The sequence below is a fragment of the Prochlorococcus sp. MIT 1327 genome (genome assembly GCF_047304785.1).
In the GTDB taxonomy this organism is placed as follows: domain Bacteria; phylum Cyanobacteriota; class Cyanobacteriia; order PCC-6307; family Cyanobiaceae; genus Prochlorococcus; species Prochlorococcus marinus_D.
In genome coordinates, this window is record NZ_CP138972.1 from 1,028,299 (window position 1) to 1,041,456 (window position 13,158).

The 13,158-nt window shown below is 49.3% G+C and carries 16 protein-coding genes and 1 pseudogene; 10 read left to right on the forward strand and 7 right to left on the reverse strand.

Going from position 1 to position 13,158, the window contains the following annotated elements:
* The first annotated feature begins 23 nt into the window (after window positions 1–23).
* Window positions 24–155, forward strand: coding sequence for a hypothetical protein (locus SIB80_RS04980; protein ID WP_268873944.1), 132 nt, complete (start codon window positions 24–26; stop codon window positions 153–155).
* A 149-nt stretch (window positions 156–304) separates the two neighbouring features.
* On the opposite strand, the gene SIB80_RS04985 is transcribed toward SIB80_RS04980, so the two are convergent.
* The 6 genes and pseudogenes from SIB80_RS04985 to SIB80_RS05010 all read right to left on the reverse strand — a co-directional run bounded on the left by SIB80_RS04985 (window position 305) and on the right by SIB80_RS05010 (window position 5,079).
* Entirely contained in the window at window positions 305–667 is a 363-nt protein-coding gene (locus SIB80_RS04985) for a hypothetical protein (RefSeq protein ID WP_236066037.1), read from the reverse strand.
* 177 nt (window positions 668–844) lie between these two features.
* Window positions 845–937, reverse strand: a pseudogene (locus SIB80_RS04990) (prepilin-type N-terminal cleavage/methylation domain-containing protein); the annotation flags it as partial.
* The gene (locus SIB80_RS04995; RefSeq protein WP_063419650.1) at window positions 934–1,692 is read right to left on the reverse strand and encodes a hypothetical protein; all 759 of its coding nucleotides are present in this window, start codon (window positions 1,690–1,692) and stop codon (window positions 934–936) included. The pseudogene SIB80_RS04990 and the gene SIB80_RS04995, both read right to left, overlap by 4 nt.
* The gene (locus SIB80_RS05000; RefSeq protein WP_063419649.1) at window positions 1,686–3,791 is read right to left on the reverse strand and encodes a hypothetical protein; all 2,106 of its coding nucleotides are present in this window, start codon (window positions 3,789–3,791) and stop codon (window positions 1,686–1,688) included. Before SIB80_RS05000 ends, SIB80_RS04995 begins: the two co-directional genes overlap by 7 nt.
* Window positions 3,791–4,312: a type II secretion system protein gene (locus SIB80_RS05005; protein WP_063419703.1), complete on the reverse strand. Its 522-nt coding sequence runs from the start codon at window positions 4,310–4,312 to the stop codon at window positions 3,791–3,793. Before SIB80_RS05005 ends, SIB80_RS05000 begins: the two co-directional genes overlap by 1 nt.
* A gap of 302 nt (window positions 4,313–4,614) precedes the next feature.
* The gene (locus SIB80_RS05010) at window positions 4,615–5,079 is read right to left on the reverse strand and encodes a type IV pilin protein (protein ID WP_169189787.1); all 465 of its coding nucleotides are present in this window, start codon (window positions 5,077–5,079) and stop codon (window positions 4,615–4,617) included.
* Window positions 5,080–5,331: 252 nt separating this feature from the next.
* Between SIB80_RS05010 and SIB80_RS05015 the strand changes: the two genes are divergently transcribed.
* The 7 genes from SIB80_RS05015 to SIB80_RS05045 all read left to right on the forward strand — a co-directional run bounded on the left by SIB80_RS05015 (window position 5,332) and on the right by SIB80_RS05045 (window position 10,662).
* Complete coding sequence (locus SIB80_RS05015; RefSeq protein ID WP_169246892.1) at window positions 5,332–5,943, forward strand: hypothetical protein; 612 nt, start codon at window positions 5,332–5,334, stop codon at window positions 5,941–5,943.
* A complete protein-coding gene (locus SIB80_RS05020; RefSeq protein ID WP_063419647.1) occupies window positions 5,940–6,368 on the forward strand; it encodes a hypothetical protein in 429 nt (142 codons plus the stop codon). The genes SIB80_RS05015 and SIB80_RS05020 overlap by 4 nt, the downstream gene beginning before the upstream one ends.
* Window positions 6,365–6,907, forward strand: a complete 543-nt coding sequence (locus SIB80_RS05025; RefSeq protein WP_063419646.1) for a GspH/FimT family protein — start codon at window positions 6,365–6,367, stop codon at window positions 6,905–6,907. Before SIB80_RS05020 ends, SIB80_RS05025 begins: the two co-directional genes overlap by 4 nt.
* The gene (locus tag SIB80_RS05030) at window positions 6,894–7,499 is read left to right on the forward strand and encodes a type II secretion system protein J (RefSeq protein ID WP_063419645.1); all 606 of its coding nucleotides are present in this window, start codon (window positions 6,894–6,896) and stop codon (window positions 7,497–7,499) included. The genes SIB80_RS05025 and SIB80_RS05030 overlap by 14 nt, the downstream gene beginning before the upstream one ends.
* A gap of 573 nt (window positions 7,500–8,072) precedes the next feature.
* Window positions 8,073–9,515, forward strand: a complete 1,443-nt coding sequence (locus SIB80_RS05035) for a sensor histidine kinase (protein ID WP_236066026.1) — start codon at window positions 8,073–8,075, stop codon at window positions 9,513–9,515.
* Between the two features lie 43 nt (window positions 9,516–9,558).
* The gene (locus SIB80_RS05040; RefSeq protein WP_063434945.1) at window positions 9,559–10,374 is read left to right on the forward strand and encodes an ABC transporter permease; all 816 of its coding nucleotides are present in this window, start codon (window positions 9,559–9,561) and stop codon (window positions 10,372–10,374) included.
* Window positions 10,375–10,437: 63 nt separating this feature from the next.
* Entirely contained in the window at window positions 10,438–10,662 is a 225-nt protein-coding gene (locus SIB80_RS05045) for a hypothetical protein (protein ID WP_063419700.1), read from the forward strand.
* A gap of 51 nt (window positions 10,663–10,713) precedes the next feature.
* Here SIB80_RS05045 and trmH read toward each other — a convergent pair whose 3' ends face one another.
* Window positions 10,714–11,403, reverse strand: a complete 690-nt coding sequence (trmH, locus tag SIB80_RS05050; RefSeq protein WP_063419643.1) for a tRNA (guanosine(18)-2'-O)-methyltransferase TrmH — start codon at window positions 11,401–11,403, stop codon at window positions 10,714–10,716.
* Here trmH and SIB80_RS05055 point away from each other — a divergent pair.
* Both SIB80_RS05055 and SIB80_RS05060 read left to right on the forward strand, forming a co-directional pair.
* A complete protein-coding gene (locus SIB80_RS05055; protein ID WP_063419642.1) occupies window positions 11,402–11,803 on the forward strand; it encodes an MGMT family protein in 402 nt (133 codons plus the stop codon). The two genes, trmH and SIB80_RS05055, sit on opposite strands and share 2 nt — an antisense overlap.
* Window positions 11,803–13,158 (forward strand): 16S rRNA (cytosine(967)-C(5))-methyltransferase, encoded by a 1,356-nt coding sequence (locus SIB80_RS05060; RefSeq protein WP_063419641.1) that lies wholly within the window; start codon window positions 11,803–11,805, stop codon window positions 13,156–13,158. Before SIB80_RS05055 ends, SIB80_RS05060 begins: the two co-directional genes overlap by 1 nt.

Sequence of the window (13,158 nt, forward strand, 5' to 3'; positions counted from 1 at the left end):
TTGTGTTTTGCCGTAGGGTTGCCTTGCGTTCAGCTCTATCCATTAATGTCTGCGTTGAGCGCAGCGCTAATGAGGATGCTCCGATTAGCAGAATGCCTGCTCCCGCGGCAACGACGGCTTCAGACATCCCAAAGCCATTGCTGGGTAAAGGATAAGACCGACGGTGATAATAAAGGCTTTTTAGCAGTTTCATGAATCAAGTGCCATAGAACTATGGCTTTTGACAGTTTGATGATGACAGGTTTGAGGTCTTTTTTTCTCAATCAGCTGTGAATGTTTCCTGAGGATTGTCTGAAGACATCGATTAACTGCTGTCGCAGAAACCAGTGTCATCATTCCAGGTTCCGCTGTGAATCTGGCCATTGCCAGAGAGCTCGACGCATCGGGTTCTCAGCAGAGGCTCTTGGGCACTATGTCTGGATCGAACCAGGATTGTGAGATTGTCACGTTGTGCGCTGGTTCCCGGTGGTGATAATTCGTAGCTTGCTTGTGTCGCAGAAACCTCGACCTCTTTTGATTCTCTGCTTCCTTCAATGGTGAGAAAGCGATAACGTGATTTTCCTTTTAGCAAATCTGGTGTGCAGTTAACAATCTCGCCATCTTGATTCCAGCAACACTTCAGGCGTTGACTATTGCTTTGAGAACCATCAGGTTGCTGAAATTCCAACAGAAGCCAAGGTGGCCCAAATGTTTTTTGGGTTAGATCCTGATCAAGGCTGAATCTGCAACTTGTTTTTGACTGCCCCAACCTTGCCCGTAAGCTGAACAAGCCAGATTCGATAAATTGTGTGTAGCGATCCACTTGTCCTTGCGCTACATTTCGCCGAAATTTTGGCAACCCATAAGCAGATAAAATACTTACAATTGTAATGACAACCAAAAGCTCTAGCAGGCTGTAGCCTTGCGAGTGGTCTTCCTCATAACGTAAGTATTTCATTTGTAGCACTTTGCCTGGAAATTTGGATTTAGTTCTAGAATTCTTTGTTCAGTAGCATTTTGCATTTCAGTTTCATGGATCAGCTCAGCATAATCATTGTTGGTTACTATTGTTGCTCCTGGCCCTTTAAAGCTGTAGATAACTACTGTTATCTCTTTTTGAGAAGTGGTATTAACTGTTCTCTTGATCATATTCTTCTTTGATTCGTTTTTGAGAGTTGGAGCTGGGACATATAGTCGACCCCCGCTCTCCATGATTTGCTCCTTAAGGTAATTGGGAGGGTCATTGCAGGCAGACTGCTGCTCACCTTCGCTTGCTATTGAGTCATAAGTAAGTAGAGAGTCAGCTTGTTGCAAGAGCTGAATGTTGTCATTAATTGCAGCCTCTATTCGCGTTCGTTCAAGTTGATTCTTGCTGTTTATCAGCGCCGAAAGTGAGAACCTGCTTACTGCAGTCATCACCATGGCCAGTAAGATACCAGCAATCAGGACTTCCAGGATGGTGAAGCCTGACCCACTTTTTTCGAGATCTATTTGATTGCCATTATGGTTATTAGTGAAAATTCTTAGCCGATCTGTTATTACTCGCCAATTATTTTGTCTATACGCGCGTAAGCCTTGTTTTTTTTGGCAAGGTGTTATCCAATTAATTTTTTTGAGATTTGTTTTAAGCAGGTGATTGCTTATGATCTTTTCAATGGATTGATTCCATAGAGATCTTTGCAGGTTCTCACTAGATTGCGTGTATTTCACCATCGCCTGAACATATCTAGGCCTGTGCCTCGTACGCCGCGGGTTATTGTGCGACCAAGGGATAGCGCATTGTGACCTTGTACTAATCCCTTTTCATTCCACTCCCAGAGTTCATCAGCTGCTTGTACAACAGACCCTTTATCATTATCTGAACTCTTAGTACTTAGATAGAGCTTATTGTTTTGTGAGCAGAAGCTTTTGGCCCAGACTACGCCATTCATTGTTGCATCACCGGTTAGTGTAAATGTTCCGCCTGTTAGAGATACCCATGCGGCTGGTAGGCTATTGCCAGCAATACTCAGAATTGACTGCAAACTTGATCCAGCATTAGCATTATCACCCTTTAATCGCTTTTCGTAGCAGTTCAAAGATTCACTGCTCACTGCTTGGCTGATGACAAGTCTTTCGGGCTTATTGTTACATTTTACTTCCCCTGAGTTAACACCACAAAGTTTACTACTGTCTGATAGCTCAATCCGTCCACTACTTAGACCTGAGATGAACTTTGAATCATCAGGAGGTAGTTCTAGATGTATGACAACAGGCCTCTTGTTGTTTTCAATGAATACTTTTGTGTTTTCTAAGTCCATATGCTCTACGTAGATATGGCAAGCAACGCTCTTATTGCTTTGCTGTATGCATATATCTTCTTGTTTGATTCGCACAGTCCAGGACTTTGCTTCATCGATAAAGTCTGTTCTAACAATCTCATTGGTCCACCAAAATTCCTTGCGTGGAAAATAATTTTTTTTGCTAAATTCCCAGGCATTATTTCTCTTCTTTATCTTCACCCACTTATTGTTTGCTTTCTGCTTGCAAGTGTTTTTATGGCAAAATAGGTTCGCGTCTTTCTTTCTGTCTACAGGAGTATAAGTCTTAGTAATGCCTTTTGATGAAGTCAGAGAATTCTGGCCAGCTTGATTTTTGCTTGGTTGATCAGAATCTGATGTATCTGTCCCTATGGCCTTACTCGTAACTTCTATCTCAGGGGGTGTTTGATCTTTGCCATTCTTGGCTCTAGTGCATACTATCTTTTCTTCACCACAGTAAAACTCACTTTGCTTATTTCCTGTGTCATCAAAACTCCATACACGCTCAATATTTGAACTGCCTGGATAGAAGTCATTATTCTTCTCTCCGGTTTTATTGTCACCAAATAATATCGTTGATAATGAGCTTGGCTTATCTCTACCCATAATAGGCCAAATACGATTCACATTTGAATTCGAGCTGCCATTGATTCTGCTGAGAAGGTCATCTTTACAACCACTACGGTCTGACTTAAGGATCTCAGCCGCTATATTCTCATCCACATGCCAGAGAATTATGCCATCGCCTTCGATCTCTGTAGCCCCTAGGTCGAAATGCTTTGCTGCAAGTATCCCCCAATCCTCAGGTTTCACAATACTTGAACTGACATATAAAGAACGTGTTAGAAGTGTTCGAGCTAAATAGTCTTCGTCTGAAGTACCTACTCTTTTGACGATACCCTCAATTTGGAAGACTCCTTCACCAAGTCCATTTTTGCCTGGGCTTGAGTAATCACGCAGTCGGTAAAATGTTTGGATGCTGCCCTTTTTATCCTTGCGCTGGGTTTTCATTTTGTCATCAATAAATGGTACTGAGATGAACGTTTCTGTATTTCCTTTGCCCATATGGCCTGTTGGCCATTGCGCTTCTTCACTGGATGGATGAATGGGTAATCCCATTGAGGTATCAGTACATAGTTCTTCAAGATGTTGTGCTTCTGTTGTATTGATGAGTTCCCAGAAGAATCCATCATTGGGGTTATTTGTATTTTTTAGATTATCGAGTGTAAAAAGAAATCCTCTATAGTTTTCCGGATCATTTTGATTGAGTTTGCTTAGGATTCGGTTAAAGCCATTGACGGCAGCGGCTTCGGCCATCTGTTGATAGCTTTCTGCTGCCCCTAACTTCCTGGCCATCAGTTGACGGATGAACAACCCAGTTGCGCCGGTCAGTAAGGTTAAACCCGTTAGCAGTGCTAGCAATAATGCCAGGCCTTCTTCCCCTTTTGTGGCTTTTCTCTGTAGAGAAGACCAGGGGTAATGATGAAGTAATCCTTTCTTGATTTTATGCATCAACTTTTCCTAATGCAGACAAGATCAGATTCGCTAATTGCATTTATGCTGTCTTTTCTACCCTGTTTTAGATCGCTAGCGCCCGTAGCAAGATCAATGCAAGCCATCACATTGAACTCGGCCATTTCTGAATCTTTGGTTGTTGGTGTGGCTGTGAATTCAAAGTAGGTATTTCTGCTTTGATTGTCCGTGCGGCTTACTGTGTAATTTTCTCCAGGTAGATTGATTGAACCGAATGTGGTAAGACTTGCTGGTCCGCTAGTTGTCATGATCGCTGCAATATCATTTAGCTCTTTCCAGCCAGTGGGGATTTTATTGAACTCGTCGAGATAGGCTGCCAGGGTATTTTGTATCTGTGCAAGATTTGCGACTGCTTCACTTTGCTTAGCTCTCTGTACTTGATTAAAGTATGTTGGCAACGCAACTGCGCTAAGGATCCCTATAATTACTACCGTAAGTAGTACCTCGACAAGCGTAAAGGCGCCAATTTGCTCGCCATTTTTCCTTGCAAGAAGCTTCATGTAAAGTATGTTCTTCATGCTGTCAATCTAGAGGCCTGCTTTTACACAAGGCTTAGAGAATTCTGAGAAGTGGTTTAGAGTCTTATGCAGAAGGTGACTTCAAGGAAGAGCCTTTGTACATTATCTCTTGGCAACGTCCGGCTTTTGCTCTAACTTTTCTGGGCAAACCTCTTTTTACAGAATTCGCCCATCGCCCACAACAGAACATTGGCCGACGGCGAATTCTGTCTATTGATAAAATATATGTAATTAGCTCACATGCTTATTGGTGCTCGATTGGACTTTTTTATTGATCTTTAAGTTTATTTTGATGCTTGCTTAATTTCTCCGGTGCTTTTGTCCACAGAGATCTCGCATGCTTTGCCCGCGTCTAATGCTTTGCCGTTGCATTTTGCCCTGCCTCCAGTAACATCAGCTTCGGTTGTGTAGGTGATATTTGCTGTAGGGGGTTTCGTTGAATCTCCGCCATTGCAATTTCCCGAGATGGTTAGGCCTGTTGATGTAGTGGGGTAATTACCTGGATATGGCCCGTCAGTAATGATTGCTGCTGCGCATTCTTTGGCAAGCCCAGCCCCCTCACCGAGTTGTGTGTTGAGCTCAGCTTTTTCTTTAATTCCGGTGAATTGCGGCAGGGCAACGGCGCTAAGGATGCCGACGATGACAATTACGATCATCAGCTCCACCAGGGTGAAGCCTTGCTGGACAGCGTTAACTCCCTTCTGGCGGCTCAGTAGCGCAAGCTTTAGACGTTGGTTGAGGATGCTCATGGTGATATGCGATTTCAAGGCTGACCCCACCATATTGCCTGTGATGTCGATTTTGTGATGCAGGATCATCTAAGGCTTCGCTGAGAGTTCTCTTTGAGCCCGCTTAGAGGCTTGTTAATTGTTAGTGCTATACCTTTTCATCCTTTTCTCCTTGGGTTGATCTGCTCTTGACTTTTGGCATCTAAGGCTTATAGCAATCCGAAGCTTGTTGGCCGCTGTCCATTGCTATTGATTGATTTCAATGTCTTGTTGATGAGCCTTTTGCCGGATTGGTCTGCTGCTCTCCTACTGATCAAGGTCATCATCGTCTGCGATTGCTGCTTGCCTACGCCGGCGGGGAATCCTCGTCGTAGTTGTTGTTTTGAGATGACTTCCTATCGCCAGCGGGGCTGTTGTCAAAGCGCCACCGCTGGCTTGGTGTTGCCCCTGGCGCTTGCGGCTGCGTTTGTGGTTTTGCTTGGCAGCACTTCGTTATTTTCACTTGCGCTCCTGAGCCGTAGTCGCATGCGCATCAGCATGGCTGAGCAGATGCGCGCCGATCAGCTTCGCTCCGCAGCGCAGCACTTCGCACAGCTGGCTACAGATTCCCACGCCTGCCTTCTCACTTGGCCTTCCAGTAGCTGGAATGATTTGGGCTCTCAATGCGCTGATGCTGATCCCGGCCGTCTGCAACAAGGCTTGATCGGCGAGGACGTTTGGTCGTTGATTGATTGGATCCCCAATGGAGAAACCGGTCGCTTGAGGCTGCGTCTTGCCGCTGGTGCTCGAGCTGCCTTTCTGCTCGCAGTAGATCCTGATGGCCCAATTGTGCGTGAGGTTGGTGCGATACGGCCTCTGGTCACCCTTGAGCGGGAAAGGCCATGAGTTTGACCGAACTGATGGTGGCTGCAATGTTGTTAGCTGGCACGGCAACGAGCGGACTGCACATTTGGGGGCAGGCCAGCCTGGTTGCTCATGTTGGCTGGTACAAAGAGGAACAGCTTGAGTCTGTTGAGTTGCAGTTGTTGGCCTCCCAGCGCTGGTTGTCAGCTGTTGGCCATGGTTTTGAGCTGCTTACTGGTAACGGCAGTTGCCGTTTTGATCTTGCCGCCGTGTCTCGTTCAGCAGATATGGCTTTGCCTTTGCCGGAGGGGCTTCAGCGGCATTGGCAAGCTTATGGGGCTGGACTTTGGCTTGAGATTGAGGCTCATCCGACTAAGGGGGCGCCTGTTGAACCGTTGCGACGTCGTCAGTTGCTTACGCCCGCGGGGACTGGTTGGTGCAGGCCCAGGTTAACGGCGCAGTCATGAGCCGTTTGCCCTATGCAGCCCCTCCTGAGCAGGGATTCAGCTTGTTGGAGCTGTTGCTGATTCTCTCGATCCTGGCAGTTCTGGCTGGCTTCAGCTTGGTGAATGCTGGTGAGTACCGCCATCGATTGCAGGTGGATGTTGCTGCTCGACGACTGCAGCTTGGCTTGGAGCGCGCTCGACTGTTTGCTTTAAATCAGCGGCAGCCTTGCGGGTTGCGTGTTTCTGCTGAGGGTTGGCAGAAGCCGCTTGTTCGTGAGTTACCAGCTTGTGTGTCCTCTCGATTGAGCCTGCAGGAACCATTCGCTGCAGTGCCATTGACTTGGCAGAGCAACTTGCCTCAGCTGATGCGTTTTGCGGCGAATGGATTGACGTTGGATGGTGGAACCGTTGTTTTGGGCAGTCTTCACAGCTCTTATCGACGCTGTTTGGTGATCAGCTTGCCCTTGGGCGTGAGCCGTGTTGGCCGTTACGACGGCGACCCCCTCGATCCAGAAATTGGTCTTAGCAGTTCACGTTGTTTACCTGATGAAGCGCTCTAAAGGCAAAGGCGGTGTGGATGGCTTCACCTTGGTGGAGCTGATGTTGGTGATCAGTGTGGGGATGTTGTTTGTTGCGATGGCCCTTGGCGTGATCACTCAAGATCTTTCCCTTGGTCAGGCAATGGCCCAGCGCCTGCGTGAACGGGGTCTTCAACAACGCACCTTGATGTTGATCAAGGCTGACTTGGCGCGCGGCTATGGCTGGCTGGCTGATCCGCCAATCTCCAACCTTTGGCCTTGTTCCTTGGCCGGTCGACAGCCTGTGTTGGCAATCGCTACAGCACAAGATGATCCCGAAGCACGTCGAAGGGCCATCATCTACTCGGTTGGCTCTGCTCCATCGCCGATCTGGCGAAGCCAGGTGTTGATGCGCTGTGGCCCGGCGTTTGAGATCAATGGTGAGCCTAATCTCGTAGGCAACTTCCAGAACCGTGTGCTGATCGATGGCTTGCCTGCCTCGCTCAGTCATGGCGAGCTTGGTTTTGTCGCCCGTCCGGACCCTCGCCTGCCGGTGTTGCGCCTTGAGCTGGAGCAGCAGTTTCAGCTCCCTAACGGGAAGATGCAGCGCATCCGTTCAGCTGCCTCTGCTTGATGCCCAGCACTTTGACGATTGATTGGCGTATGAAAACGCATGTCAGGCTCAATCAAGTTTACTTCTATCGATGTTATATTCGGGTCAGGTAGAAGCTATTTAGCCGCAAGTGCTCGGCACTAATGATGTTTAAGTGCCTCACAAGATGGCTTTGCGGTGATACTCTTTGTGCGGAATCTAGGGTGCCAGTAAGTATTTATTTTTGCGATTAAGTTCCAATCCTGATTGTTTTGACAGCAGAACAGTAGATGCCATCAATACCCTTTATTTGCAGGGTCGCATCAAGGAAGGCCCGGATTTAGGGTTGAATGATCAATGTATTAGGAAAAATAATTTGGCAAGCTTTTTGCGCATATATCCTTTCCCTGTATGGGAGTGTGAGTTGAATCACAGGGATGAATGATCTCGGTCACTGCTGTAGTCGTTGAGAACAGCGAAATTATCTAGTGTCCAGTAATGAGTTGTTGTTTGGACCTTTGTAATCTTGGTAAATCATTAAGGATAAGAAGGGAATGGGGCAGCCTTAGGAGTCCGCCTTATTCGATCCGCAGCGTTCTAGAGCGCACGAGCCTGATGGCTGTGTTATTAGGGTATGGGCTATTGCTGTTATTTAACGTTCAGCTCCCTGCTGAACAGCGTCGGCAGAGTCAGCTAGAAGCTCTTGAATATGCCAAGGATTTGCTTGGAAAGTCGAAGGATTCGATCCTTCGCTCCGACCCCGCATCAGCCTCTGGAGCAAGTATTGACCCAGTATTGCTGAAGCGATTGCTCAGTGATTTCTCATCTTTTCGCCTTGTGCTTTGGATGCATCCCAAGGGATTTGAAGCTGGCTTGGTGAAGCCTGATGTGATAAGCAATGTGAGCCTTGGAAGGGTTCTGGGGCTTCGCTATTTGCAGAATAATCAGGGTAACTCACAATATGGACCCATCCTTATCGATGTTGATTCGGGTCACTATTCAATCGCTAAAGATGAAATTAAGTTGCATGGAAACACATGGAATATATATCTACTCGAAGATGTTAGCCGGCAGATTTACCAGCAAAAAATTCTAATCTTGATTATTATTCTTGCTGGTTCGATTGCTTCGATGGTGACCTTATTCCTCGCTCGCACAGGCATTCGACGAGGTCTGGAGCCTCTGCAACGATTTGGCTGCGTAATAGAATCAGTGTCATCAGGATCGCTGGATGATCATCGTTGCGAGCTAGAGCATGAACCTCTTGAACTTAAGCCTCTTGCTAGTTCATTTAATTCCCTCTTGGATCGTTTGGCCGAGTCTTGGAATCGTCAGCGCAAGTTTGCTAATGCCCTCAGCCATGAGCTGCGCACACCGATTACTTTGATTACTGGTTACAGCTCCAGGGTGTTAAGTCAATCGGGCAATCTGAACCAAGATCAGCGGCATCAATTGACGATCATTGATGATGAGACACGTCGTCTCGGAAGGTTAATCACTGATTTATTAGATATTGCACGTGAGAAGACTGGAGCTCTGGTAGTTACGTCAGAGCCTTTTTCCGTACTTGAGACTTTAGAGCAGGTGTTTTTGCTGAATCGAGGTGATCATGAGACTCGTTTGAAAATGGAATCGAGTTCACACGGTATGGATCAGACCTGGGCTTTTGGTGATCACGATAGGGTCGTGCAGTGTCTTGGCAATTTGATTGAGAATGCTTTTAAGTACAGTTCAGAAGATAAGTGCGTTGAATTGAGTTGCAGTAGCACTCATGAGCATGTGAGATTGCAAGTTCGAGATCATGGCCCAGGGGTGCTAGAGGCTGATCAGGAGCTGATTTTTGAGCAGTTTCAGCGCGGTAGTAACACGGCAGAACAACCTGGCAGTGGCGTTGGTCTGGCCCTCGTGCGCTCGTTGATGAAGCGGATGAGAGGCCACGTTTGGGTTGAGAATGCTGCTGATGGCGGAGCGATCTTTGTGATTGAGTTGCAACGTTGTCAGCCGCCCCAGCAACAATGCAGAGACTGTTCTGTCTCCTTCCTCAGCAGTGAGCTTTGACCTTTCGTCTTTGCGTCTGTCACGAGTGACCTTGTCGACTCGCATGGCGCGCTGGGGGATGGTGATTGTTGCCATCTATCTGTTGGTGGCCTTAATCACCCCCTTGTTGGTGATGGTGGGTGTTTTGCCTGAGGCCAACGCTGGTCTTGATAATCCCATTTATGCGCCTCCTTCATGGGGACATTGGTGCGGAACTGATCGTCTCGGACGGGACGTATGTGTTCGCACCATGGAGGGCAGCGGCGTGGCTTTGCAGGTGGTTCTTCTTGCGGTGACCTTGGCTGTGTTGGTGGGGGTGCCACTAGGGATGATGAGTGGCTACCTCGGAGGTGCAATTGATCGCATGTTGGTGTTGGTGATGGACACCCTCTACACCTTGCCGGTGCTCTTGCTTTCTGTGGTCTTGGCTTTTTTGCTTGGACGGGGTATTCCCAATGCGGCCGCAGCCCTTTGTGTTGTTTATGTGCCCCAGTACTTCCGCGTGGTTCGTAACCAAACAGCCCAGGTGAAAGCAGAACTGTTTGTGGAGGCTGCCCGTTCCCTCGGTGCTGGCCCCATTTGGATCTTGCGCAAATACCTGCTTCGCAATGTGATCACATCCGTGCCAGTCCTGCTGACCATGAATGCTGCTGATGCTGTTTTGGTACTTGGTGGCCTTGGTTTTCTCGGCCTTGGATTGCCGGAAACTGTGCCTGAATGGGGGAGTGATCTGAATATGGCTCTGGCAGCAGTGCCAACTGGGATTTGGTGGACTGCTCTCTATCCAGGCTTGGCCATGTTCGTATTGGTGCTGGGACTCTCATTCCTTGGTGAGGGGCTGGAGGCATGGGTGAGTGGTCTCGATGAGTCGACTGCCTGATTTCAGATCACTCCCATTGCATCCTTTGGAGGGCCACACTGAGGGAAGTCTTTGCTTCAAGCCATGCCCTGGTGGATCACATTGATCTTGCTGGCGCTGATGATCTTCCTTTGGGTCTCCGGGCGCCGAAATCCTGATGATGTGATCGGTCTGCTTCAGAAGATGCTAGCGATCGGCTTGGCCATGGTTGTGCTGTTTATAGGCCAAAACATTTTGCTGGAAAGCATTGTCTTGCTGATTGGCTTGCGTCTTCCCGCGGCACGTCAAAACCAACTTGGGATCAATTGATCGCAGGCAAGCAAAGATGTTCAGATGCCATTTTGAGTGTTAGCTGGTTGCTTAACAGCGCAATCTCAGGTTGCGGGGGAGGCTTCCTTGGATTTCGCCTTGATCGTTAAGGGCAGGATATGACCTGCCTTCCTGCTGGCACCATGCTGCAACTTCTGGATAGGCCCACTCAAATAGGCGCTGTTGATAAAGCGCTGGTTCTAGGCCTTCACCGGCTTGAGGTGCGATACCAGCCAGCCGTCGTTGACGTAGGGCCTCAAATAGCAAGGTTGCTGCTGCTACCGAAACATTCAACGACTGCACCATGCCGCACATTGGGATGAAGATCCCTTCATCCATCAATGGCGTCGCCAGCTCACTAAGGCCCCATTTCTCAGCTCCCAGGACGAAGGCTGTAGGTTCGCAGAAGTCGCAGTCTCGGTAGTCGCGTGCGTTTCCACCAAGATGGGTTCCATAAAGGCGAAAGCCACTGTCCTTGATGGCCTTGACGGCAACTTCGATGCTGCTGTGTTCCTTGAGCGGTATCCACTTTTGGCTTCCCTGAGCGGTACTGTTGAAGGTGGGCAGGCGTCCTGAATAGTTCACTGCATGGGCTTCCAGGACACCCACCGCATCGCAGCTGCGCAGAATGGCTGAGAGGTTGTGGGGCTTTTCTACGTGCTCAAGTAGAACCGTCAGATCTGCCATTCGGCAATCCAGAACAGCCTTGAGACGATCAAATCGGCGAGGCAGCAGAGGCATGGGCCAAGCGTCTTTTGACTTGAGGGTATGGGATGCCGTGTCCCTCATCCCTTTCGGCCAGTTAGCGATCTATGGTCAGATTGCCGAGATGATCGGTGCCTATGGATGTGCCCGTCAGGTGGGTTGGGCTATGCGTCGATTACCTTTGCCATCCAAGGTTCCTTGGCATCGAGTGGTGAATGCGAAAGGGATGATTTCGATGAGTTTGAGCCGCGAAGGATCTGACTGGATGCAGCGGCAGATGTTGATCGCTGAAGGAATCCTTGTGGATGCCGAGGGTCATTTGCCCTTACGACGGTATCTTTGGCGGCCGCAGTTGAGTGATCAGGGCCTTTTGTTGGGAATGGCTCAGGAAGGCGTTAGCTCTGGAAGGTTCATCTCAGCCCAGGACAACCATTGATGTTGTCTTCTTCTTCCTTTGCTGCCGCTGATGGATCTGTACCTGTACCGGGACTGCTGCCGCGGCGGGTGGCATGGGAGCTGTTACAGGCAGTGGCGGCAGGGGCCTATGCAGATGTCGCTCTCGAACGAGCTCTGCGTCAGAACCCCATGAGCGGTGCCGACCGTGGCCTGGTGATGGAATTGGCTTATGGCGCAATCCGTCAGCGGCAATGGCTCGATGCTTGGTTGGATCTTCTTGGCAAGGTGCCTGCTTGCAAACAGCCACCAGTGCTGCGCTGGTTGCTGCATTTGGGGCTCTATCAGATTCTGCGTATGCAGCGGATTCCAGCGGCAGCGGCAGTGAACACCAGCGTTGAACTTGCTAAGACCGGCAATCTTGCCCGATTGGCTCCGGTGGTGAATGGCATTTTGCGGGCGGCATTGCGTGCACGCGATGCCGGCATGGTGCTCCTCGAGCCGGAGGACTCTGCCGCTCGGTTGGCGCAGGCGGAATCTCTACCGTTGTGGTTGGTGGAGCAGTTACTTGTTTGGCGAGGCGAGGTGGGAACTGAGCTGTTTGCTCGTGCCAGCAACCAGGTACCAACACTTGATCTGCGCATCAATCGACGTCGTACAAGCCGTGAGAACGTAAGGCTGGCGCTTGAGGCTATTGGAGTGGAGAGCACTCCGATCGAGAGATGCCCTGATGGTTTGATGGTGACTGGTAGTGCTGGTGACCTAAGCCAGTGGCCTGGCTATCAGCAAGGACATTGGTGTGTGCAGGATCGCTCTGCACAGTTGGTCGCACCGCTATTGAAGCCGCAGCCTGGGGATCGGATTCTTGATGCCTGCGCAGCACCAGGGGGTAAGGCCACTCATCTTGTTGAGCTGATGGGTGGTTCGGGAGAGGTCTGGGCTGTGGATCGTTCCGCTGGCCGACTCAAGCGCTTGGCGGATAATGCTGCTCGCTTGGGGGGTGACTGCCTCCATGCTCTAGTCGCAGATGCTACGAATCTGTTGGCGGTGAAGCCAAGCTGGCGAGGCTCTTTCCAGAGCATTCTTGTGGATGCGCCATGTTCTGGTTTAGGTACCTTGGCCCGTCATGCGGACGCACGTTGGCGAGTCACTCCGTTGCAGATTGAGGGGCTGGTGATCTTGCAGTCCAAGCTGCTGGAAGGCCTTCTGCCTCTGCTTAGCTCTGGAGGCCGGTTGGTTTATGCCACTTGCACCATCCATCCGGCCGAGAACTTTGATCAGATCGAGGCCTTCCTTGGTCGGCATCCTGAATTGAGCTTGTCTCAGGAACAGCAACTATGGCCTGATCCTGAGCATGGTGGTGATGGTTTTTATTCAGCCGTGTTGGATCTCAGTTGA